This window comes from Pseudorhodoferax sp. Leaf267 (assembly GCF_001422405.1).
In the GTDB taxonomy this organism is placed as follows: Bacteria; Pseudomonadota; Gammaproteobacteria; order Burkholderiales; family Burkholderiaceae_C; genus Pseudorhodoferax.
This window is the reverse complement of the sequence record NZ_LMMV01000025.1, coordinates 418,459-440,955: the sequence shown is the minus strand read 5'-3', so window position 1 is coordinate 440,955 and position 22,497 is coordinate 418,459. Positions and strand designations below refer to the sequence as shown.

At 68.2% G+C, this 22,497-nt stretch carries 23 protein-coding genes; 5 read left to right on the top strand and 18 right to left on the bottom strand.

The features are described from left to right. The 9 genes from ASF43_RS27220 to ASF43_RS27180 form a co-directional block, all read right to left on the bottom strand. On the bottom strand, positions 1-206 hold a 206-nt coding region (locus ASF43_RS27220; RefSeq protein WP_056188656.1), incomplete at its 3' end, for a GTP-binding protein. A 108-nt stretch (positions 207-314) separates the two neighbouring features. Beyond that, entirely contained in the window at positions 315-2,417 is a 2,103-nt protein-coding gene (gene fusA / locus ASF43_RS27215) for an elongation factor G (RefSeq protein ID WP_056188518.1), read from the bottom strand. Between the two features lie 84 nt (positions 2,418-2,501). Beyond that, positions 2,502-2,975 carry a 30S ribosomal protein S7 gene (gene rpsG, locus ASF43_RS27210; protein ID WP_056188516.1) on the bottom strand — a complete coding sequence of 158 codons (474 nt, stop codon included), beginning with the start codon at positions 2,973-2,975 and terminating at the stop codon, positions 2,502-2,504. 150 nt (positions 2,976-3,125) lie between these two features. Further along, positions 3,126-3,503 (bottom strand): 30S ribosomal protein S12, encoded by a 378-nt coding sequence (rpsL, locus tag ASF43_RS27205; RefSeq protein ID WP_056188513.1) that lies wholly within the window; start codon positions 3,501-3,503, stop codon positions 3,126-3,128. Positions 3,504-3,648: 145 nt separating this feature from the next. Further along, a complete protein-coding gene (locus tag ASF43_RS27200) occupies positions 3,649-4,809 on the bottom strand; it encodes a D-alanyl-D-alanine carboxypeptidase family protein (RefSeq protein ID WP_056188511.1) in 1,161 nt (386 codons plus the stop codon). 47 nt (positions 4,810-4,856) lie between these two features. Then, on the bottom strand, positions 4,857-5,504 hold the full coding sequence (locus ASF43_RS27195; protein WP_056188508.1) for an alpha/beta hydrolase: 648 nt from the start codon (positions 5,502-5,504) through the stop codon (positions 4,857-4,859). 13 nt (positions 5,505-5,517) lie between these two features. Beyond that, on the bottom strand, positions 5,518-5,853 hold the full coding sequence (locus tag ASF43_RS27190) for a ferredoxin (protein WP_056188505.1): 336 nt from the start codon (positions 5,851-5,853) through the stop codon (positions 5,518-5,520). A gap of 9 nt (positions 5,854-5,862) precedes the next feature. Next, the gene (locus ASF43_RS27185) at positions 5,863-6,972 is read right to left on the bottom strand and encodes a VanZ family protein (protein WP_056188502.1); all 1,110 of its coding nucleotides are present in this window, start codon (positions 6,970-6,972) and stop codon (positions 5,863-5,865) included. Positions 6,973-6,997: 25 nt separating this feature from the next. Then, a complete protein-coding gene (locus ASF43_RS27180) occupies positions 6,998-7,426 on the bottom strand; it encodes a CopD family protein (RefSeq protein WP_056188498.1) in 429 nt (142 codons plus the stop codon). A 255-nt stretch (positions 7,427-7,681) separates the two neighbouring features. Between ASF43_RS27180 and hemB the strand changes: the two genes are divergently transcribed. Both hemB and ASF43_RS27170 read left to right on the top strand, forming a co-directional pair. Next, positions 7,682-8,701, top strand: a complete 1,020-nt coding sequence (gene hemB, locus ASF43_RS27175; protein WP_056188495.1) for a porphobilinogen synthase — start codon at positions 7,682-7,684, stop codon at positions 8,699-8,701. Positions 8,702-8,718: 17 nt separating this feature from the next. Further along, positions 8,719-9,807 carry a magnesium transporter CorA family protein gene (locus tag ASF43_RS27170; RefSeq protein WP_056188492.1) on the top strand — a complete coding sequence of 363 codons (1,089 nt, stop codon included), beginning with the start codon at positions 8,719-8,721 and terminating at the stop codon, positions 9,805-9,807. A 51-nt stretch (positions 9,808-9,858) separates the two neighbouring features. On the opposite strand, the gene ASF43_RS27165 is transcribed toward ASF43_RS27170, so the two are convergent. Beyond that, positions 9,859-11,409, bottom strand: a complete 1,551-nt coding sequence (locus tag ASF43_RS27165) for a tetratricopeptide repeat protein (protein ID WP_056188489.1) — start codon at positions 11,407-11,409, stop codon at positions 9,859-9,861. 262 nt (positions 11,410-11,671) lie between these two features. Then, the gene (locus ASF43_RS27160; protein ID WP_082498209.1) at positions 11,672-12,721 is read right to left on the bottom strand and encodes a porin; all 1,050 of its coding nucleotides are present in this window, start codon (positions 12,719-12,721) and stop codon (positions 11,672-11,674) included. A gap of 331 nt (positions 12,722-13,052) precedes the next feature. On the opposite strand from ASF43_RS27160, the gene ASF43_RS27155 reads away from it, so the two are divergent. Beyond that, entirely contained in the window at positions 13,053-13,733 is a 681-nt protein-coding gene (locus ASF43_RS27155) for a heavy metal response regulator transcription factor (RefSeq protein ID WP_056188484.1), read from the top strand. Further along, a complete protein-coding gene (locus tag ASF43_RS27150) occupies positions 13,708-14,979 on the top strand; it encodes a heavy metal sensor histidine kinase (RefSeq protein WP_056188481.1) in 1,272 nt (423 codons plus the stop codon). Before ASF43_RS27155 ends, ASF43_RS27150 begins: the two co-directional genes overlap by 26 nt. Here the strand turns inward: ASF43_RS27150 and ASF43_RS27145 are convergent. Genes ASF43_RS27145 through ASF43_RS27130 form a run of 4 tightly spaced genes read right to left on the bottom strand, consistent with a single transcriptional unit; the run spans position 14,948 to position 17,556 of the window. Further along, a complete protein-coding gene (locus ASF43_RS27145; protein WP_056188478.1) occupies positions 14,948-15,595 on the bottom strand; it encodes a glutathione S-transferase family protein in 648 nt (215 codons plus the stop codon). The two genes, ASF43_RS27150 and ASF43_RS27145, sit on opposite strands and share 32 nt — an antisense overlap. A gap of 14 nt (positions 15,596-15,609) precedes the next feature. Then, a complete protein-coding gene (locus ASF43_RS27140; RefSeq protein ID WP_056188477.1) occupies positions 15,610-15,957 on the bottom strand; it encodes a RidA family protein in 348 nt (115 codons plus the stop codon). 28 nt (positions 15,958-15,985) lie between these two features. After that, positions 15,986-16,864, bottom strand: a complete 879-nt coding sequence (locus ASF43_RS27135; RefSeq protein WP_056188474.1) for an amidohydrolase family protein — start codon at positions 16,862-16,864, stop codon at positions 15,986-15,988. A gap of 2 nt (positions 16,865-16,866) precedes the next feature. After that, a complete protein-coding gene (locus tag ASF43_RS27130) occupies positions 16,867-17,556 on the bottom strand; it encodes a dienelactone hydrolase family protein (protein WP_056188469.1) in 690 nt (229 codons plus the stop codon). A gap of 147 nt (positions 17,557-17,703) precedes the next feature. On the opposite strand from ASF43_RS27130, the gene ASF43_RS27125 reads away from it, so the two are divergent. Further along, positions 17,704-18,456 (top strand): SDR family oxidoreductase, encoded by a 753-nt coding sequence (locus ASF43_RS27125; protein ID WP_056188466.1) that lies wholly within the window; start codon positions 17,704-17,706, stop codon positions 18,454-18,456. A gap of 3 nt (positions 18,457-18,459) precedes the next feature. On the opposite strand, the gene ASF43_RS27120 is transcribed toward ASF43_RS27125, so the two are convergent. The 3 genes from ASF43_RS27120 to ASF43_RS27110 are packed head-to-tail and all read right to left on the bottom strand — an operon-like array spanning position 18,460 to position 22,393. Beyond that, complete coding sequence (locus ASF43_RS27120; protein WP_056188465.1) at positions 18,460-20,913, bottom strand: penicillin acylase family protein; 2,454 nt, start codon at positions 20,911-20,913, stop codon at positions 18,460-18,462. A 56-nt stretch (positions 20,914-20,969) separates the two neighbouring features. After that, on the bottom strand, positions 20,970-21,476 hold the full coding sequence (locus ASF43_RS27115) for a DNA-deoxyinosine glycosylase (RefSeq protein WP_369803348.1): 507 nt from the start codon (positions 21,474-21,476) through the stop codon (positions 20,970-20,972). Then, positions 21,473-22,393, bottom strand: a complete 921-nt coding sequence (locus tag ASF43_RS27110; RefSeq protein ID WP_235578382.1) for a LysR substrate-binding domain-containing protein — start codon at positions 22,391-22,393, stop codon at positions 21,473-21,475. The genes ASF43_RS27115 and ASF43_RS27110 overlap by 4 nt, the downstream gene beginning before the upstream one ends. Between the last annotated feature and the right edge of the window lie 104 nt (positions 22,394-22,497).

The following is a 22,497-nucleotide window of genomic DNA, read 5'->3' as shown; positions in this document are numbered from 1 at the left end:
TGCGCCAGCTGTTCATTGCGCTGGCGATGATCGTCCTTTTCTTCAGGCGCTGCGTCGATCTGGTCGTAGGCCTTGGCCGAGCCGCCGAACTTGGCTGCCAGCACGGTGGTGATGGCCGCCGTCAGCGTGGTCTTGCCGTGGTCCACGTGACCGATGGTGCCAACGTTCACGTGGGGCTTGGTCCGTGCGAATTTCTCTTTTGCCATATCAAATCTCCAAAGAGCATGTCCCGTGACGAGGTTTTACGTCTGCACGGCATTGCTGGTTCGTCACGCACGGGCACGTGACGGCATGCCGTCGCAGACAGGGGAAAGTTACTTGGCGCGGGAAGCCACGATGGCTTCGGCCACGTTGCGCGGAGCTTCGGCGTAGTGCTTGAACTCCATCGTGTAGGTCGCGCGGCCTTGCGTGGCCGAGCGCAGCGTCGTGGAGTAGCCGAACATTTCGGACAACGGCACTTCGGCACGGATGGCCTTGCCGCCACCGACCATGTCGTCCATGCCCTGCACCATGCCGCGACGCGAGGACAGATCGCCCATCACGGTACCGGCGTAGTCTTCAGGCGTTTCGACTTCCACGGCCATCATGGGCTCGAGGATGACCGGGCCGGCCTTGCGGCAGCCTTCCTTGAAACCGAAGATGGCGGCCATCTTGAACGCCAGTTCGTTGGAGTCCACGTCGTGGTACGAACCGAAGTGCAGCGTGACCTTGACGTCGACGACCGGGTAACCAGCCAGCACGCCTTGCGTGACGGCTTCGTTGATGCCCTTTTCCACCGCAGGAATGAACTCGCGCGGCACCACGCCGCCCTTGATCGCGTCGACGAACTCGATGCCCTTGCCGGCTTCGTTCGGTTCGATCTTGAGCACGACGTGGCCGTACTGGCCCTTACCACCGGACTGGCGCACGAACTTGCCTTCGGCTTCGTCGACCGTCTTGCGGATGGTTTCGCGATAGGCCACCTGGGGCTTGCCCACGTTGGCTTCGACGCCGAACTCGCGCTTCATGCGGTCCACGATGATTTCGAGGTGCAGCTCGCCCATGCCGGCGATCAGGGTCTGGCCCGATTCCTCATCGGTCTTGACGCGGAACGACGGATCTTCGGCGGCCAGGCGTTGCAGCGCGATGCCCATCTTTTCTTGGTCAGCCTTGGTCTTGGGCTCCACGGCCTGCGTGATCACGGGCTCGGGGAACACCATGCGCTCCAGGATGATCGGCGAGCCGACATCGGCAAGCGTCTCACCCGTGGTCACGTCCTTCAGGCCCACGCACGCGGCGATATCGCCGGCACGGATCTCATCGACTTCCACGCGGTCGTTGGCCATCATCTGCACGATACGGCCGATGCGTTCCTTCTTGCCCTTGACGGAGTTGAACACCGTGTCGCCCTTGGCCAGCACGCCCGAGTAGACGCGCACGAAGGTCAACTGGCCCACGAACGGGTCGGTCATCAGCTTGAAGGCCAGCGCGGAGAACTTCTCGGCGTCGTCGGCCTTGCGCGTGACGGGCTGCTCTTCCTCGTCGGTACCGGTCACGTCCGGAATGTCCACGGGCGACGGCAGATAGTCGATGACGGCATCCAGCATGCGCTGCACGCCCTTGTTCTTGAACGCCGTGCCGCACAACATCGGGTGGATCTCGGTGGCGATCGTGCGCGTGCGCAGGCCCAGCTTGATCTCGTCTTCCGACAACTCGCCCTCTTCGAGGTACTTGTTCATGAGCTCTTCGGAGGCTTCGGCTGCAGCCTCGACCATCTTCTCGCGCCATTCGGCGGCCAGAGCTTGCAGCTCGGCGGGAATCGCGGTGTAGTCGAACTTCATGCCCTGCGAAGCCTCATCCCAGATGATGGCCTTCATCTTCAGCAAGTCGACCACGCCCTTGAAGCCTTCTTCGGCACCGATCGGGATCACGACGGGCACGGGGTTGGCCTTCAGGCGCAGCTTCATCTGGTCGTAGACCTTGAAGAAGTTGGCGCCTGTGCGGTCCATCTTGTTCACGAAGGCCAGGCGCGGCACCTTGTACTTGTTGGCCTGGCGCCAGACGGTTTCCGACTGGGGCTGCACGCCACCCACGGCGCAATAGACCATGCAGGCGCCGTCCAGCACGCGCATGGAACGCTCCACCTCGATGGTGAAGTCCACGTGGCCGGGGGTGTCGATGATGTTGAAGCGGTGCTCGGGGTAGGACAGGTCCATGCCCTTCCAGAAGCAGGTCACGGCCGCCGAGGTGATCGTGATGCCGCGCTCTTGTTCCTGCTCCATCCAGTCCATGGTTGCCGCGCCATCGTGCACTTCGCCGATCTTGTGGTTCACGCCGGTGTAGAACAGGATGCGCTCGGTCGTCGTGGTCTTGCCGGCGTCGATGTGCGCCGAGATACCAATGTTGCGGTATCGCTCGATGGGGGTTTTGCGGGCCATGAAATAACTCCTTTAACGGCATAGAGCCCGCCCGTCGGCAACGACGGGTCGGGCTCCACGCCTCTCAGACAGGGGGGATGAGGATCAGAAACGGAAGTGGCTGAAGGCCTTGTTGGCCTCGGCCATGCGGTGCACCTCGTCGCGACGCTTCATCGCGCCACCGCGGCCTTCGGTTGCTTCCATCAGCTCATTGGCCAGGCGCAGGGACATGGACTTTTCGCCGCGCTTGCGGGCGGCTTCCTTGATCCAGCGCATCGACAGCGCCAGGCGACGCACCGGTCGCACTTCGACAGGCACCTGGTAGTTCGCGCCACCGACACGGCGGGACTTGACCTCGACCATGGGCTTGACGTTGTTGATGGCAATGGTGAAGGCTTCCAGCGGGTCCTTGCCCGGGTTCTTCTTCTCGATGAAGTCGAGCGCGCCGTAGATGATGCGCTCGGCGATGGCCTTCTTGCCACCTTCCATGATCACGTTCATGAACTTGGACAGCTCGACATTGCCGAACTTGGGATCCGGCAGGATTTCACGTTTGGGGACTTCGCGACGACGTGGCATTTCTCACCTCTTTGCTTCAGTTGGCCTTCTCTCGAAAGCCGCGGGAGCCATCTGGACCCCCACTTACTCGACCCGAACTTGGGTCACTACGCTGCGTCACCGCGCCACGCGGGAAACAGCACCTTGTTACATTCGAACCGACAGAAGGACTTACTTGGCCTTCGGCTTCTTGGCACCGTACTTGGAGCGCGATTGCTTGCGATCCTTGACGCCTTGCAAGTCGAGCGAGCCGCGCACGATGTGGTAACGCACACCGGGCAGATCCTTGACACGGCCGCCGCGGACCAGCACCACGCTGTGTTCCTGCAGGTTGTGGCCTTCACCGCCGATGTACGAGATGACCTCGAAACCGTTGGTCAAACGCACCTTGGCGACCTTGCGAAGTGCCGAGTTTGGCTTCTTCGGGGTCGTGGTGTAGACCCGGGTGCAGACGCCGCGGCGCTGCGGCGAGTTTTGCATCGCGGGGCTCTTCGAGTTGATCGTCTCGACTTGGCGCCCTTGACGCACGAGTTGGTTGATGGTTGGCACTGAAGCCTCCTCTTACTATGACGTCCCAATAACGTCGATGGAGCCGTTTAAAAACGGCAAACGTGAATCCCTCGGAATTTTCCGAAAAGCCCGCGAGTATAGCCAGATTACGGCTGGGCCGCAATCGACGCGCGGGCCTGCGCGGCTATTTGATCCACAGCCGCACGGCGTCCCACGCGCGGCCGAGCACGCCGGCCTGCTCGACAGGCTCCAGCACCACGAGCGGCACGCTGGACAGCTGCTGCTCGCCGAGCATGACCTTGAGCGTGCCGACGGGCTGCCCCTTGGTGAAGGGCGCGACCAGCGGGTCCGGGCGCGCGATGTCGGTCTTGACCTTGGCGGCGCTGCCCGCGGGCACGGCGACCACGACGGCCTCAGGCCGGCCCAGCTTGACCGTGTTCTCCTTGCCCTTCCAGACGGCAGGCGACACGATGGCCTGGTTGGCGTCGAACAACTTCACGCCCTCGTAAGCGGTGTAGCCCCAGTTCAACAGCTTTTGCGACTCGTTGGCGCGCGCGGTTTCGCTCGTGGCGCCGAGCACGATGGACAGCAGCCGGCGGCCGCCGGTCAGGTTCGGGAAATCGCGCTTGGCCGTGGTGATCATGCAGTAGCCGGCCGCGTTGGTATGGCCGGTCTTCAGGCCGTCGACCGTGGGATCACGGAACAGCAGCTGGTTGCGGTTGGTGTCGTTGGAGACCGGCGTGCCCTGGTAGCGGTACTTCTTGATGCTGTAGTAGTGCACGTACTCCGGAAAGTCGTGGATCAGCCGCGTCGACAGGATGGCCAGGTCGCGTGCCGTCGTCGTGTGGCCGGCCTCGGTCAGGCCTTCGGGGTTGCGGTAGCCCGTGTTCTTCATGCCAAGCGCCTTGGCCTGCTCGTTCATGAGCTGCACGAAGCGCTCGGACGTGCCGCCGACCGCCTCGGCCAGCGCCATCGTGGCGTCGTTGCCGGACTGCACGATCATGCCCTTGATGAGGTCTTCGACGGGCACCTGCATCTTCGGGTCGATGAACATGCGCGAGCCCGGCATCTTCCAGGCCTTGTGGCTCACCGGCAGGGTCTGGTCCAGCGTGAGCTTGCGGGCCTTGAGCGCGTCGAACACCAGGTAGGCGGTCATGAGCTTGGTCAGCGACGCCGGCTCGACGGGCATGTCGGCGTCTTTTTCCAGCAGCACCTGATTGGCGGTCACATCGACCAGCAGATAGGCGCGTGCAGCCACTTCGGGGCCTTGCGGCGCCTGGGCCGAAGCCAGGGAAACGACGACAGCCAGCAGCGGCGCTGCCAGCATTTTCAGAAAACGGTTCATGGAATCAGGGCAAAGAAAAAAGCACCGTCGCTCAGGCGAAGGTGCAGTCAGACAGCAGGCGAGGCTCGCAGGTGGCGCACCACCAGGCTCTTGAGCAGCGGCAATTGTCCGTGAAAGAAATGGCCGCCACCTGGCACCACGGTAACAGGCAGTGACTGCGGCCGCGCCCAATCCAGCACGGACGACAGGGGAACGGTGTCGTCCTGCTCGCCATGCACGACCAAGCAGCGTTCGTGCAGCGCGGGCGGCAGCACGGCGACCTCGAAGCGCGAAGCGGCCGTGCCGATCAGCACCAAGGTCTCGATGCTGCGCCGGGCATGGACGGCCAGCGCCGCGTGGCTGGTCACGAAGGCGCCGAACGAAAAGCCTGCCAATGCGACCGGCACCGTGGTGTCGGCCGCCACCTGGGCCAGCACGGCCTGGAAGTCCTCGGCCTCGCCGCGTCCTTCGTCGTAGGCGCCGCCCGTCTTGCCGACGCCGCGGAAGTTGAAGCGCACGGCCGCCCAGCCGCATTGCACGAAGGCCCGTGCCAGCGTCTGCACGACCTTGTTGTCCATGGTGCCGCCGAACAGCGGGTGCGGGTGCGCGATCAGCGCGACGCCGCGCGCAGGCACATCGGGCGCCGGCGCGTCGCGCAGCACCTCGATGGGGCCGACCGGCCCATCGAGCATCAAGCGCTCGGTCGCTGCGTTCATGGCTGCACCCCGGTCACCGGCCGACGTGCGGCGGCGTGAGCAGGCGCTCGACCACGCGGCCATTCTTGAGGTGGGACTCCACGATCTCGTCGATGTCCTCGGCGTCGACGTAGCTGTACCAGACGGCTTCCGGATAGACAACCGCGACCGGCCCGCCAGCGCAGCGGTCCAGGCAGCCGGCCTTGTTCACGCGCACCTTGCCAGGGCCGGCCAGGCCGGCCGCTTTGACCTGTGCCTTGCAGCGGTCGAAGCTCTGCTGGGCGTTGTGGATGGCACAGCAGTCCTCCCCATTCTTGCGTTCGTTCAGGCAGAAGAAGATGTGCCGCTCGTAGTAGGTGGGGTCGCTCATGCCTGCATTCTAGGAAGCTCGAGGACGGCGCGCCGCCTCGCTGCGCGACAGCCGCAGCACCAGGTACACCCCGGCGGCGAACGGCCAGACCCAGCCCAGCCACTGGGCCAGGCCGTGGAAGCGGATGAAGCGCCCTTGCTCCCAGGTCTGCAGGGTCTGTGCGAAGTAAGCGCTGGTGGGCGCCTGGTTCAACAGGCTCAGGTGCAACGCCAGGGCGAACAGGGCCAGCGCCGCGCAGGCGCGCGCGGACACCGGCAGCAGCAGCACGGACAGCAGCACCGCCGCCGTCCAGCCCACACGCACGGGCAGGCTCCACCAGGCCCAGGCATGGGCCGGGCCATAGCTCAGCGCGGCCGACAAGGCGGTGGCGCCGACGCCGACCAACGTCAGCGCGAGCAGGAACCAGGCGCGCCGCCGAACCACCGTGACGACGCCATAGCCGATCAGGCACGGGATCAGCGCGCCCAGCAGCACGCACAGCATTTCGGCGCCCGGCACCAGGGGCTGCAGCTCCACGTCGCGCACGGGCAGCCATTCCAGGAACGGCGTCTCGGCGAGCTCCTCGGCCAGGCTCGTTTCCAGGCGCTCGAACACCTGGCCCAGGCCGAGCGGCACGGCGGCCGGGAACAGCAGTGCCAGCGGCCACAGTGCCAGCAACACCATCGCGCCACGGGCATCTGCGCTCAGCCAGCCGGCACGGAAGCGGCTCCAGCGGTCGATGGTGCCCAGGCGCTGCAACAGGCCGGCCAGCACCGCGCCCAGGAACGTGCCGGCCACATTCAGCGCGAAGTCCACGTTCGAGGGCACGCGCCGCGGCAGGTAGGCCTGCAGCGTCTCCATCAGGAACGACACGCTGGCCCCGGCCAGCGTGGCCAGCAGCAAGGGCCAGCGCGTGCGCCCCGCGCGCAGCCCGCCGAGGGCCAGCAGAAAGCCCAGCGGCGCGTAGCCCACGACGTTGACCTGCACGTCGAACCAGGTCCACCAACGCGGCAGCGCGGCCGTCAGGAAGGCCCAGGGCACGATGCCCTGGTCGCGCCAACCATCGAACGGGAACAGGCTGGCGTAGACCACCAGGCCCATGTAGAGGAGCGCCAGAGGCCACGCCGAAGTCTTGTGCATCGCGTGCAGGCTGCGTGCAGCCGCGTCAGAACGGCTTGACAACGACCAGCACCACCGCGGCCAGCAGGAGCAGTACCGGCACCTCGTTGAACCAGCGGTACCAGACATGGCCGCGTGTCGAGCGCCCGTCGCGCAGGCGGCGCAGCTGCAGGGCGCAGGCGTGGTGGTAGGCCAGCACCAGCAGCACGACCAGCAGCTTGGCATGCATCCAGCCGTTGCCCGGCCCGCGGCCGATGCCGTAGTACAGCCAGAGCACCAGGCCCAGCGCCAGGGCCGGCACGGCCAGCAGGGTCGTGAAGCGCAACAGCTTGCGCGCCATGAGCAACAGGCGCGCGCGCTCGGCCTGCGAATCGGCCGGCACCATGGCCAGGTTCACGAAGATGCGCGGCAGATAGAACAAGCCGGCGAACCAGCTGGCGACGAAAACGAGATGGAATGCCTTGACCCAGAGCATCGCCAAAGTGTAGGGGCTGGCAAGGGGCGGCGCCGTCGCCCCGCGGCCGGGCAAAAAAATACCCCGACCGGCGCAGTGCGATGGGTCGGGGCCGCAAGCCTGTCGACTCGAAAGCTTCGAGGCCCCCGCTCAGGGAGGTGAAGCGGGTGGGCGGCAAGCCGCCCGCAGGCAATCTAGCAGCCGCCGCATGCCGCAGCAAGAGGGCTTGTCCGCTCCGGGAACGACTGCCGGGCGCGATCAGGCACAATTTTCGGCATGAGCCTTCACGACCTGTCCGCCCTCGCCTCCTTCCCCGCCGCCCGGCCCCGTCGCCTGCGGCGCGACGCGTTCACGCGCAACCTCGTGCGCGAGCACGCGTTGAGCGCGCACGACCTGATCTACCCCGTGTTCGTACTGGACGGCCAGGGCCGGCGCGAGCCCGTGGCTTCCATGCCCGGCGTGGAGCGCCTGAGCCTGGACCAGCTGCTGCCCGTGGCCGAGGAATGCGTGCGCCTGCAGATCCCGGTCATAGCCCTGTTCCCGGTCATCGACGCATCGCTGAAGACCGAGGACGGCCGCGAAGCGCACAACGACCAGGGGCTGATCCCGCGCATCGTGCGTGCGTTGAAGGAGCGTTTTCCCGAGCTCGGCGTGATGACCGACGTGGCGCTGGACCCGTACACCAGCCACGGCCAGGACGGCCTGCTGGACGCGACCGGCTACATCCTGAACGACGAGACCACGGCCGTGCTGGTGCGCCAGGCCCTGACCCAGGCCGAGGCCGGCGTGGACCTGGTCGCACCCAGCGACATGATGGACGGCCGCATCGGCGCGATCCGCCAGGCGCTGGAGGCGCGTGGCCTGGTGCACACGCGCATCATGGCCTACAGCGCCAAGTACGCCTCGGCCTTCTACGGCCCGTTCCGCGACGCGGTCGGCTCGGCGGCCAACCTGGGCAAGAGCAACAAGAAGGTCTACCAGATGGACCCGGGCAACACCGACGAGGCCTTGCGTGAGGTGGCCATGGACATCGCCGAGGGCGCAGACATGGTCATGGTCAAGCCCGGCATGCCGTACCTGGACGTGGTGCGCCGCGTGAAGGACCAGTTCGGCGTGCCAACCTTCGCCTACCAGGTCAGCGGCGAGTACGCCATGCTCAAGGCCGCAGCCGCCAACGGCTGGCTGGACCACGATGCGGTGATGATGGAGTCGCTGCTGGCCTTCAAGCGCGCCGGCGCCAACGGCGTGCTGACCTATTTCGCGCTGGACGCGGCCCGGCTGCTGAAGACCGGCTGAAGCCGCCGCCACTGCCCATGCGGATTTTCACGCTCCATGGCGGCCGCATCGCCGAGACAGACGTGCTGCCCGACGCGCCGGCCACCGGCGGTTTCCATTGGGTGTCCTGCGCGCGCGACGAGCTCAAGGCGCGCCTGCCTGAGATCCAGGCCGCGCTGCTGCGGCTCACCGGCACGGCGCTGGTCGACCTGCATGTGTCGGACCTGTTGAACCGGCAGCTGCCCTCGCACTACGACTACACCTCGCAGTACGACCTGCTGGTGTTCCGGCGGCTCGCGACCGGGCACGACAGCGGCGAGCCGACCCTGCAGCGCGGCGGCCCGCCCGTGCTGCGCCGTATCGACACGAGCGCCGTGGGCTTCGCCGTGTTCGACCAGGTGCTGCTCAGCGTGCACCCGCAGGACTGCAGCGTGCGCGATGCCTTCGCGGCCCGCATGCTGCAGGGTGCGGCCACGGAGATGCGCGAACTGAGCCTGGTGCGCCAGCCTGGCTCGCCGGCCGACCTGATGCTGCGCATCGTGAACCAGATGGTGGACGGCTACCTGGAGCTGCGCCGCGAGCTCACGCGGCAGATCGACCACTGGCAGGCCGAGCTGCTGCATCCGCGGGCGCGGTTCGAGAACTGGTCCACATTGCTGGACGTGCGCCTGGGCCTGCACCACCTGGACGAGATCTGCGAGGACCAGCACACCGCGATGCAGGACTGGATCGATGCGCTGGAAGCTTGGCCCCCGGCCGAATCACCCGCGGCCCAGCGCGAGCGCGACCTGCTGGCCGTGCGCAGCCGCGATGTGCTGGAGCACATCGAGCGCGTCGTCCATCACGTGCAGCGGCTGGAGCACAGCTCGGAGACCGCGGTGCAGATGCACTTCAGCATCCAGGGCAACCGCACGAACGACATCATGCGCACGCTGACGGCGCTGACGGCGATCTTCCTGCCGCTGAACCTGATCGCCGGCATCTTCGGCATGAATTTCGAGTTCGTGCCGCTGCTGCACAGCCAGCGCGGCTTCTGGTGGGCGATGGCGGCCATGGGCGCCATCGCCGTGCTGCTGGGGCTGCTGTTCTGGCGCAAGCGCTACCTGGTGTCGCGCGGCGGGCGCTGAGCGGCACGGCCAGGACGGGCGCTCCAGATTCGGCGGCCCGGGCGGTGGCCGTCAGTCGGCCAATGCCAGTTCCAGCGGCTGCTTGGCGCGGAACGCCCATTTCGGCCCCAGGCGAAACGACTCCAGCTTGGTCGACGATGCCGTGGCGAAGAACAGGTCTTCCGACAGGCCGAGCCGCTCGAACGCGCGGCGCTGGCGCACCGAGCGGCGGCGCAGGTCGCCTTCGAAGGCATTGCCCTCGCCGCGGGACTGGTCGAAGAACGCTGCCGCACGCGCTAGGTTCTGCAGGGCCTGCGCGGTCAGCGCCGGCACGGCGCGCGGCGCCGACAGGCGCGCCTGCGTGATGAACGGGTTCTGCCCGACCAGCAGGCCCCAGGGGCGCCGGCCCTCGACCGGGTCCACGCTCAGCGCCTCCAGCTTGGTCAGGCCGAAATCGCGGGCCAGCGTCAGGCGCACGGCCAGCCAGGGGTCGGCCTGGCGCACCTGCTCGATGGCCTCGCGCGCGGCTGCGTCGTCGCCACCCAGCGGCAGCACCAGCGACGCCAGCAGCCCTTGGGCGTGGGCATCGTCCTGGCTGGCCGCGGCATGCAGCCAGGAAATGGCCTGCTCGGATTCGGCCAGCGAGGAGGCCGAGCGCAGGATCAACGCGCCCAGCTTGCGCTGCGCCTCGGCCTGGCCCAGCGCCGCCGCCTTTTCCAGGAAGAACCGCGCCATCTGCGGGTTCGACACCGAGAGCCGGTGGTCGGCATGCGTGGCATACAGGTCCAGCCAGGCGTCGTCGCGGCCCGCATCAGCCGCGCGCAGCAGCAGGGCCACGCCCTTGCGCATGTTGGAGCTCGCCGTCAGCCGGGCCGGCGCCAGCATGCCGCTGTCGATGCCGCACAGCGCGCGGCCCAGCAGGCAGGCCGCGTCGCGGTCGCCACGCGCGATCGCCAACTCCAGGCTGGCCTCGACCTGCGCGGGCGCCAGGCCATGCAAGGCATGGCCTTGCGTCTCGGCGCGCAGCACGGCCGCCACCACCAGGTCGGACAGGGCATGCGTCAGCCGCGGCGCCACCAGCAGCGCGATGTGCAGGCAATCGGCCTGCAAGTCCAGCGAGCCGCCCTCACGGGCCAGGCGCGCTGCCATGACGGCGACCTGGACCACGTCCACCGCCACGCTGGACGCGATGGACCGCACCATGGCCGGCAGGGCCTCGTCCGCGGGCGCCTGGCGCACGGCGGCCATCGCCTGGCGCGCTTCGATGTGGCCGCCGGCGGCTGCGGCTTCCAGCCAGGACTGGCCCGCGGCCACACGGCTGCTCTGCAGGCTGGCCCACACGCCGAGCTTGAACTGCGCGAGCAGGCTGCCGTTGGCCGCGGCCTTGTGCAAGGCATCCTCCTGCTGCAGCTGCAGCAGATCCTGCAGCGGCAGGTTTTCGGCGATCGTGCGCGCGGTCTCGGGCCGGTCGCGCACGCTGGGATGCGACAGGTACTCCATGCCCGTTGCCACATGCCGCGGGAAGCCGTCGCCACCGACCAGGTAGCGCCTGCCGGCCTCGCTGCGGGCGGCCGCGTCGCCTTGGCGGGCCAGGGCCAGGAGTTGGATATCTTGACGGCGCATGTTGCATCTCCAGTATGTTGCGGGGACCCAACACCGAGAGGCGATCCAGGCGCCAGAGCCAGGGTCGGCCCCCGTGTTCGGGACTGGTTTGGAGAATAGAAATGCGCGCCTGACAGCAAGATTGCACCGACATGACATCCCTGTAATGCAGCGATGCGGCCCGCCCAACACGAAAAAGCCCGCTTCCCTTGCGGGAAGCGGGCGAAGAAATCACCTTGGAGAAGCTCGCTACCCTCAGGCAGCGAACTTGGTGAAAGCTTGCTTAGAACGCGTGGCGCAGACCGATGTCCAGGCCCTTGGAGTTGCCGCCGGCGCTGGTCGACGAACCGTTCAGGGACAGGCTGGAACCGTCCTTGTTCTTCAGGTAAGCGAACGTGGTGTACAGAGCGGTACGCTTGGACAGGTTGTGCACGTAGCCCACTGCGAACTTGTCGGCACGGGCGTCGCTGTCACGCTCGCTCACGCGGGTCCAGCCAGCGCGGATCAGGCCCACGCCAACGGGCACGGTCGTGCCGACTGCGTAGTAGCGGGTCTTAGCGCTGTCGCCAGGAACTTCGCCCTTGTCTTGACCAGCCGTCAACAGCAGCTTGGCCACGCCGAAGTCGTAGGAACCACCGATGTTCACGTTCTTGGTGTCGACGCGGGTCACGACGGGGGCACCCGTATCGAAGTCGGTTTCGCCGTAAGCGACGCCAACGTTGACCGGGCCGTTTTCGTAACCGACGCGGATGCCGTAGCCGTTGCCGACGGAGTCAGCGTTGTTCGTGGGGCTCAGGCTACGACCGTTGCGGTAGTACTGCAGCTGGGCGTTGAAGCCACCCAGGGTCTTGGGCGTGAAGTACGAAATGGCGTTGTCGGTACGCGTTTGCACGCCGTACGTCACGAGGTCAATGCCTTCCAGGATGGCGCCGGTGCCGTTGTCGCCGAACGCGTCGTAAACGTTGTTGTAGACAGCCGTGAAATCACGGCCCAGGCGCACTTCGCCCCAGCTGTCGCCCATCAGGCTGACCGTCGAACGACGCTTGAATGCCAGGCCGGTTTGCGCGCCTTGACCGTTGCCATTGCCGTTGTTCAGGTTGTAGCCTGCTTCGAGCCAGAAGCCAGCCTTCAGGCCGCCACCGAGGTCTTCGACGCCACGGAAGCCGATGCGGCTGGAGTTCAGACCACCGCTGCCCATGCCGCTGTTGTTTTCGAGGTTACCGCGGCCGAATTGCACCGTTGCGTCGGCGATACCGAACAGGGTGACGGAAGATTGTGCGTAAGAGGAAGCGCTGACTGCTGCGAGCACTGCCAGTGCGGCGAATTTTTTCATGGTCATCCTTGAATAAGAGGTTCGATCGGGGTCATGTCTCGGCCGTCTTGGCAGGACATGGGTGAAGCGTAGGGACCGGCCGCCCGTGCCGACAGGCCCGGCGATCCAAACCCGGGGGGTGTGCATGCACCACCCCACCGTTTTTGGTCCACGCTGTTTCGCAGCCGCCACAAAACGGCTGCAGACCGTCTATTTCTGGATTGGCAACAGTGCGTTGCAAATGTTCGCCTTGCTCAGCGCCTCGGGCCCTAATACAGTCAACCCGTAATTTCCCCTAAGAGGCTCAAAAATCATCGTCTTTCCCACAGACGGTGCTGAAAAGTTTGCTCGTATGCGTTTGCTGTCCATCGAAGACGAACCCAAAACCGCGGCCTATCTGCACAAAGGCCTGACGGAACACGGCCATGTCGTGGACACGGCCCATGACGGCGTCGAAGGCCTGCACCTGGCCAATTCGGGCCAGTACGACCTGATCCTGCTGGACGTGGGCCTGCCGGGCGCCGACGGCTGGCAAGTGCTGCAAGGCATCCGTGCGCACCAGCAGACGCCGGTGTTCTTCCTGTCCGGCCACGACGATGTAGAGGACCGGGTCAAGGGCCTGCAGCTGGGCGCCGACGACTACCTGGTCAAGCCATTCGCGTTTTCCGAGCTGCTGGCGCGCATCCAGGTGGTGGCGCGCCGCACCGCGCCGCCCGCGCCCGTCAGCGCCGTGTTGCGCGTGGGCGACCTGGAAGTCGACAGCGCGCGCCGCCGCGTCAAGCGCGCCCAGGAGCGTATCGACCTCACCACCAAGGAATTCGTGCTGCTCGACTACCTGGCGCGCCATGTGGGCCAGGTGGTGTCGCGCACGCTGATCGCCGAGAATGTCTGGGACATGCATTTCGACAGCGACACCAACGTCATCGACGTGGCGGTGCGCCGGTTGCGTGCCAAGATCGACGACCCCTTCACCAACAAGCTGATCCACACCATCCGCGGCGTCGGCTATGTCCTCGATCCCCAAGCCGCCTGAAGCCCAACCCGCCGCGCCGGACAGCGCGGCCCCTTCCGCCGCGCCCCCCGCCTCCCTGACCACCCGCCTGATCGGCCACGCACGCCATTCGATGGCGACGCAGATCGCACTGGCGATCTCGGGTGTCACCGTGCTGCTGATCGTGGCCGGCTGCTGGATGGTGGGCCGCCTGCTGGCCCAGGAATTCGACGACATCCAGCCGCATGCCATCAGCGCGCAGGCGCTGACCACCGAGGCCGACGCCTTGCAGGACGCCGCGCTGGACGCCCGGCGCCGCGATTTCGCCGCCCGGGCCTGGCGCATCATGTTCATCACGCTGGGAGCGGGCGCGCTGGCGGCCAGCCTGTTCGCCTGGTGGATCACGCGGCGCATCCTGGCCGCGGCTGAGCGGCTGGGCGACACGGCCAACCGCATCAGCGCCCAGGCTTTGCACGAGCGACTGCTGCCGGGCAACAGCCCGACCGAGCTGGAACCGGTGACCGAGGCCTTCAACCACATGCTGGACCGGCTGCAGGCCGCGTTCGACCGGTTGTCCGACTTTTCTTCGGACCTCGCCCACGACCTGCGCGCGCCCATCCACCGGCTCATGACGGCCACGCAGGTCACGCTGGCCCGCCCGCGCAGCGCCGACGAATACCGCGCGGTGCTGGAATCGGCCGTGCAGGACTACGAACGCATCGGCCGGTTGATCGACAACATCTTGTTCCTGGCCCGCGCCGACCATGCGCAGGCCACGCTGCGCCCCACCGCGATGCCACTGGCCCAGCGGCTGGGCGCCATCGCCGAGTTCTTCGAACTGCTGGCCGACGAACACGGCGTGCAGCTGGCGCTGCAGGTCGAGGGCGAGCCGCGCATCTGGGCCGATGACGTGCTGCTCGGCCGCGCCGTGGGCAATCTGCTGACCAATGCCCTGCGCCACGCGCGCGCGGGCAGCACGGTGGTGCTGTCGGCCGCGCCCGCGCCCGACGGCGGCTGCAGCATCTCGGTGGCCAACGAGGGCGAGCCGATCGCGCCCATCCACCAGGCCGGCATCTTCGAGCGCCGCTACCGCATCGAGAACGCGCGCACCCAGGCCGAGCCCGGCAGCGGCCTGGGCCTGGCCATCGTCAAGAGCACCATGGATCTGCACGGCGGGACGGCCGGCGTCAGCAGCGCGCCGGGCCAGCCGACGGTGTTCACGCTGCGCTTTCCACCGCCGCAGCGCGTGGTCGACCTCAGACCAGAACGTCGCCGATTTGCTCGGTAGCGTAGGCGCGCTGCACGGCGGGCCGGGCCAGCACGCGCTGCAGGTACCGGCCCAGGTACGCATGGTCGCGCGCCGGGTGGCCGAAGTTGCGCGTCCAGCGGCCCAGCATCAGCAGGTATGGGTCCAACGCGGTGTAGCGCTCGCCCAGCAGCCAGGGCTGGCCGTGGCGCTCGAACTCCTGGTCCAGCAACTGCAGCAGCTGGCCGACGCGCGCCTCGGCCCGTGCCTTGACGGTGGTCGCGCCGTGCACATGGTCGGGCGAGGCCCAGCGCTCGGGATAGAAGTACAGGTTCAGCGTGGCATGCAATGTATTGCTGAGCCACATCAGCCACTTATAAAAATGCGCGCGCTCGGCCGTGGCGAGCGTCGGCGCCAGCCCGGCCTGCGGATGCGTGTCGGCCAGGTGCAGCAGGATGGCAGCAGTCTCGTAGAGCACGAGCTCGCCGTCCACCAGCACCGGGATCAACCCGTTCGGGTTCAGCCGCAGGTAGGCCTCGGACTTGTGCTGCTGGTTGGCGCGGTCCACCAGCTTGAGCTCGAACGGCACGCCGAGTTCCTCCAGCAGCATGTGCGGCGCCATGCTGGCGTCCGTGGGGTGGTAATACAGCTGCAGCATGGCCAGGCCCTGCCCTACTTGGCGGCGACCACCATGATCTCGACCAGCAGCCGCGGGTCGGCCAGCTTGGATTCCACGCACGCGCGCACCGGCAGGTTCTTCGGGTCGACCCAGGCGCTCCAGGCTTCGTTCATGGCCGGGCGGTTGCCGATGTCGGTGAGCCAGATCTGGGCCGACAGCAACTTGGTCTTGTCGCTGCCGCAGGTGGCCAGCAGCGCGTCGATGCGCTTCAGGATCTGCTGCGTCTGGCCTTTCACGTCCGCCGAAGGATCGTCGGCGACGATGCCGGCCAGGTACACGGTGTTGCCGTGCTCGACCGCGTTGGACAGGATGGGCGTGGGTTCGTGGCGGGTGATGCTCATGTCGGTTCCTCGAATGAAAAAAGTGGAGTCAGTTGGGCGCAGGCACGCCGAACAGCTCGGCGGCATTGTCCCAGGCGATGCGGCGTGCCAAGTCGGGCGGCAGGTCGCCCAGCCAGCGGCGGTAGCCCTGCATCAGTTCGTCGTACATCTGCCAGCGCTGGTTGACCCAGGTATCCGAGCCGACCAGGAAGCGCGTGGGGTACTTGTGCAGCAGCGCGCGCCAGGCCGGGCACAGCAAGCCGCCCTCGCAGGTGAGCCCCGGCCGGTACGACAGCTCGCCCATGAGCTGCGGGTACTGCGTGAACAGCGCGTCCACACGCTCGGGCGATGCGCCGCCGATGCCGGTGTGGGCCCAGATCAGCCGCGCCTGGGGCGCGTGCGCGAGCAGCAGGTCGATGGCCACGTCGTCCACATGGGCCATGACGGCCAGCCGGTGCTGCTGCGCGAACTGCATGAGCTTCTTTGCGACCGGGCCGTTGGCGTTGGCGCTCTCGTACAAATGGAACTCGCCGATGCCGCGGTACGGCCCGCCGGCCGTGCCGCGCGCGAACTCGCGCTGCACCATCGCGTAGATGCTCTCGTCGCGGAACCAGTTGCTGTAGTCGTCGCGGTTGCGGTAGAGGCGAATGAAGGGCACGACGGCCACCCCGGCCGCGCGCGCCTCGGCGCTCTCGGCCAGCAGCCGCGTGCCGTCGTTGGTGCGCGAGTTGGCCACGATGCCGCGCACGCCGTTGCGCTGGAAGCGCTGCAGCACATCGGCCGGCGGATGCGGCCCGCTCGTCATGTTCCAGGCCTCGACGTTGTAGTGCAGGTGCGCGTCGAACAGCGGGCCCGCGTAGTCGGCCGCGCGCGCCGGCCAGGCGGCTGCCAGCAGCAGCGCAACGCAGGCAGCGAGCCGGCCCAGCATGCTCAGCCCACGTGCTGCTGGAAGAACGACAGCGTGCGCTGCAGCGCCAGCTGCGCCGCGGGCGCGTCGTAGGAGCCGCGCTGGTCGCAATTGAAGCCGTGGTCGGCCGCGTACACATGCACCTCGACCTCGGGGTGCGCCTTCTTGAACGCCTCCACCGACTCCAGCGAGATCCAGTGGTCCTTCTCGCCGAAGTGGGCCAGCACCGGCACCTGGGGCGTGCGCGCGATTTCCTCGGGCGTGGTCACGCCGCCGCCGTAGTACGGCACGGCCGCCGACAGCCCCTTCAGCACACAGGCGCTGCGCCAGGTCAGCAGGCCGCCGTAGCAGTAGCCGACGATGCCCACCTTGCCGCCGCTCAGCTCGGCCGCGTGGTCGATGGCGGCCTGGATGTCGGCCAGCACGCCGGGCGCGGGCAGCGCCTCGACCGCGGCTTTCAGCGCCGAGCCGGCCTGCATGTCCTCGCCGCTGTAGCCCAGCTCCACGCCGGGCTTGACGCGGTGGAAGGTGGCCGGTGCCACGGCCAGGTAGCCCTGGGCCGCATAGCCGTCGGCCACGCTGCGGATGTGCGAGTTCACGCCGAAGATCTCCTGGATCACGACGATGGCGCCCTTGGGCTTGCCCTCGGGTGTGGCGACATAGGCCGGGAAGACGAAACCATCGGCGGACGTGAGATTGGTGGACTGGCCCATGCTGCTGCGCTCCTTTTAAGTGGTGGGGGTGCGGGGATTCCCGCGAGGCCCTGGGTTGTAGCAGCATTCGCGTTGACCCTGCGGCCGATGGCGTCATGCGCGCGACCCGCACTACCATGCGCCCACATCGAACACCCGGAGGAAGACATGGCCCAGGACAAGATCGTGCTCATCACCGGCGGCAGCCGCGGCATCGGCGCCGCCACCGCCCTGCTCGCCGCGCGCCAGGGTTGGGCCGTGGCCGTGAACTACACGCGCGACGCGGCGGCGGCCGAGGCCGTGGTGCGGCAGATCACGGATGGCGGCGGCCGCGCCATCGCGGTGCAGGCCGACGTGGCCGACGAAGCCCAGGTGCTGGCCATGTACGAGGCGGTCGACGCACAGCTGGGCCGGCTCACGGCCCTGGTCAACAACGCCGGCGTGGTGGACACCACGCAGCGGCTGGAAGACATGAGCGTGGCGCGCCTGCGCCGCATGTTCGACATCAACGTGATCGGCGCGCTGGTCTGCGCGCGAGAGGCCGTGCGCCGCATGAGCACGCGCCATGGCGGCCAGGGCGGCGCCATCGTCAACATGTCCAGCGCAGCCTCGCGCCTGGGCGGCGCCGGCCAGTACGTGGACTATGCGGCCAGCAAGGGCGCGATCGACAGCTTCACCATCGGCCTGGCCAAGGAGGTGGCGTCCGACGGCATCCGCGTCAACGCGATCCGCCCCGGCCTGATCGAGACCGACATCCACGCCTCCGGCGGCCTGCCGGATCGCGTGGCCCAGCTCGCGCACCAGGTGCCCATGGGCCGCGGCGGCTCGGCCGACGAGGTGGCGCAGGCCGTGGTGTGGCTCATGGGGGAAGGCGCGAGCTACACGACCATGACCTTCATGGACGTGTCCGGCGGACGCTGACGCTCAGTTGCCCGGCGTGAGCCGGATGCGCTCCACGGTGGCGCGCTCCACCGCGGCACGGCTGTAGACCAGCGGCACGTACTTGCCGTCCAGCCACAGCGGCGCCAAATCGCGGTAGTTCGGGCTGGCCGGGTTGCCGGACTGGCCCGGCGTGTTGATCACGCGCGAGGCGTCCCAGTTGCCCACGTCCAGCACCATGCGGAACGAGGCGCCCGAGGTCAGCTTGTAATCGCTCGCGCGGTAGGTGGCGGCCATGGGCGTGAAGGCCGAGCCGGACATGGGCCAGTCGCCCACGTCGAGCTGCTTGCGCGTGGCCGCATCGACGACCGCGCCGAGCGGATGGCGGAACTCGGCGCGGTGCAGTGCGCCCCAGGTCCAGCGCGCCGGGTCGGCACCGAGCTTGGTGGTCAGCTCCGCCATCGCGGCCGGCAGGCTTTGCAGCAGCAGCGCATCGCGTTGCGCAGGGCTCATCCAGCCCGTCGGGTCTTCGAGCAGCAGCACCATGCGCGTGTTGTCGCCCGTGCCGGCCAGCGCGGCGGCCTCGCCGGCACCGGCCTTGAGCACGGCCTGGCGCAGGGTCTTGCCTGCCCACACTTCGTACAGCGCGGCGGCGGCGCTGTCCTTGTCCATCGTGCCGTCCCAGCCTTGCAGCAAGCGCAGGCCGGCTGCGGTCTGCGCATCGTCGCTGCGCAAGCCCCTGAGCAGCACCAGCACGCGCTGCGCGGGCGTGGACACGATGTCGTTCTGCATGCGCTCGGAGTCTTCCAGCGTGAAGCGCCCGCCCGCAGCGGCCTTGTCCTGGAACAGCTTCTTCAGCCGCAGCGCACGCGCCGCGTCGCTCCACTCGTAGCCCACGCCCTTGGTGGCTGCGGGGTGGCCGGGCGGGATGTTGTTCTCGTTGGCCGTGACCACGTAGCCGCGCGCGGGGTTGAACTCCCACGGCAACTCGTCGCCGTTGCGAAAGCCCGACCACTCGTAGCGCCCGTCGCCGGGCACGGGCGACAGGCCGTCCCAGTTTGGCCGGATCGGCGTGAGCCCGCCCGGGATCCAGCCCACGTTGCCGTGGCGGTCGGCGTAGACCTGGTTCTCGCCCGGCGCGCCCCAGCGGTTCATGGCGGCGCGGAACTGGTCCCAGTTCTGCGCGCGCATGTAGTCCATCGAGCCGAAGTAAGGCGCCATGCCCTGCTCCAGCCAGGCCGCGCGCAGCGCATAGGCGCGTTGCTTGCCGGGCTCGGCCAGCAGCACCGGGCCATGGCGCGTGAAGTGGTTGACGAGCTCGCGCGGCTGGGCCTCGCCGCGCACGGCGATGCGCTCGGTCACGCGCGTCATGGGCTCCCAGCGGCCCTGGTAGCGGTACTCCTGCGGGTTCTGCGGGTTGAGCTCGTACACGTACAGGTCTTCCTGGTCCATGTAGAAGCGCGTGAGGCCGAAGGCGATGGTGCCGTTGTGGCCGATCGACAGGCCCGGCAGGAAGGGCTCGCCCGCGCCGATGGCGTCCATGCCGGGCGCGCTCAGGTGCGCCATGTAGCGAAGGCTGGGCGCGCCGTGCGCGCGGTGCGGGTCGTTGGCCAGGATGGGCCGGCCGGTGGCACTCAGGCGCGGCGCGATGACCCAGTTGTTGCTGCCGTACGCGCCCAGCGGGTCGCCCTGGGCAACCTGCTGTTCGACGGCCGCGTCGGCCGTGGCCGAGGCCAGCGGCGTGTTGGCCTTGGTGAATTGCGGCGACTCGGTGGCGCGCAGGTAGGCCGCGCGCAGCTCGGCGGCCGGGATGCCGCAGGGATCCAGGCCCTCGGCCAGCTTGGGCGTGACGGGTGGGTCCAGCTCGCGGCGCAGCCACTCGGCCCTGGCGCCCGCCAGGCCGGCGCAGAAGGTGCGCGCGCGCTCCAGCTCGGAGGTGAAGTTCAGCGTGAGCCCGTGGTGGCGGATGCGTACCACGTCCTCGGGCGACCAGGCCGCGGGTTGGTAGCCCAGCAGCTTGAACTCGGGCGGCAGCAAGGCCGGGTTGGCGCGCACCTGGCCCACGTAGGCGTTCACGCCGGCCGTGAAGGCCTCGGCCACGCGCTTGGCGTCGGACCCATAGGCCAGCCACTCGCGGTACATGTCGCCGCGGTACAGCACGGCGCGCGCGGCACGGTCGCGCTCCACCCACTCGGGGCCGAAGTCGCGGGCCATCTCGCCCAGGCCGCGCTTGCGCCACAGGTCCATCTGCCAGAGCCGGTCGCGCGCGGCGATGAAGCCCTGCACGAGGAAGGCGTCGTACTGGTTGCCGGCGTAGACATGGGGCACGCCCCAGCGGTCGACCAGCACGTCGGCCGGTTGCGCCAGGCCCGGCACGGCGAAGGCCGAGGGTGGGCGCATCTCCATGGGCGGGCCGCTGGCGCAGCCGGCCAGGGCCAGCGCGAGGGCGCAGAAGGTGAAGCGTGCGGGCATGGCGCGGCGCGCCTTCTCGTTGTGCATGTTGTCTCCTCTGGTGGTCGGGCCGGGCCAGTCTATCCACCGGCACTGCGGCGTGCTCAGCGCTGCACGACGCGCCAGGCTTCGGTCTTGGCAGCCAATGGCATGCCGGCGTGCGCCGGGCTGGTCGAGGGCAGGCGCAGGAACTCGATGGGCTGCGGCAGCGCGAGCCCGGGCGCCACATGGCGGCGGAACACGGCTTCGGCCTTGGCGCCGTTGAAGCACACGCGTGCAATGCGCGGGTGCGCCTGCAGGAAGGCCGCGAAGTCGTTGGGCACGATACTGTCCGGCACGATGGCGCTGTCCAGGCTGCCGGGGCGCTCGCAGCGGGCCAGCACGTCCCACAGCGCCACGCCATGGGCCTGCAGCGCGGCCAGGCGTTCGGCATAGGGCGTGAGCGCGGGGTCGAAGCCGAACAGCGCGCCCATGATTTTCCAGAACGCGTTCTGCGGATTGCCGTAGTACTGCTGCAGCGCGAGCGAGCGCGCGCCCGGCATGCTGCCCAGCACCAGCACGCGCGCATTGGGCCGCGCCACGGGCGCGAAGCTCTCCAGCGGCGCGCTCACCACGGCAGCAGCGCCTCGGCATGCAGCCAGGCGATGAAATCCTGCGCGTCGGCATTGGCCGCGGCCTGCGGCGAGGCCGCGACGAAGTAGCCGCGTTGCGACTGGCCGCTGCCCCCGAACGGCGTGACGAGCTGGCCATCGCGCAGCAGCGCCGCCACCAACGGTAGCCGGCCGATGGCCACGCCCTGGCCGGCCAGGGCGGCGGCCACGGCGTCGTTGTAGTTGGAAAAGCGCAAGGTGTTGGTGCCGCGCAGGCCACTCAGGCCCATCACCTCCAGCCAGGGCGCCCAGTCGGCCATGGGCGGCATGCCGTGGTGGGCCTCCATGACCAGCAGCGTGTGGCGCGCCAAATCGGCCGGCTGGCGCAAAGGGCGGGCCGCGTCCTGCAGCAGGCGCGGCGCGCAGACGGGCAGCACGGTCTCCTCGAACAGCGGCGCGCCCTGGCCGGCGCCGATGGCGCAAAAGCGCACCGCCACGTCGATCTGGCTGCGCTCCAGGTTCAGCAGGTCGTTGGTGGCCGAGACCAGCACGTCGACCTGCGGGTGGTCGGCGGAAAAGCGCGCCAGCCGCGGGATCAGCCACAGCGAGGCGAAGCCCGGCGTGGTGGTGACGGCCACCTGGCGCGCGCGCTGGCTGGCCCGCACGCTGGCTGTGGCGTCTCGCAATCGCTCCAGGCAGTCGTGCACGGCACGGGCCATGGTCTCGCCCGCGGGCGTGAGCGCCAGCGCGCGGTGGCGGCGCTCGAACAAGGCCACGCCCAGGCCCTCCTCCATCTGCTGGATCTGCCGGCTGACGGCCGACTGCGTGAGCGCCAGCTCGTGCGCGGCCTGCGTGAAGCTCAGCGTGCGCGCGGCCACGGCAAAGCTGCGCAGCAGATCCAGCCGCGGCAGCTCGTCGCGTGCCGTGGCAGCGGGCAACAGGGGTTTCGCATTCTCTACACGCATGCAAGCCATTCGGAATGACCGTTTGAAGCGGCGGATTCTAGAACCTACATTCATTCCACCCAAGCATGCATGGAGCA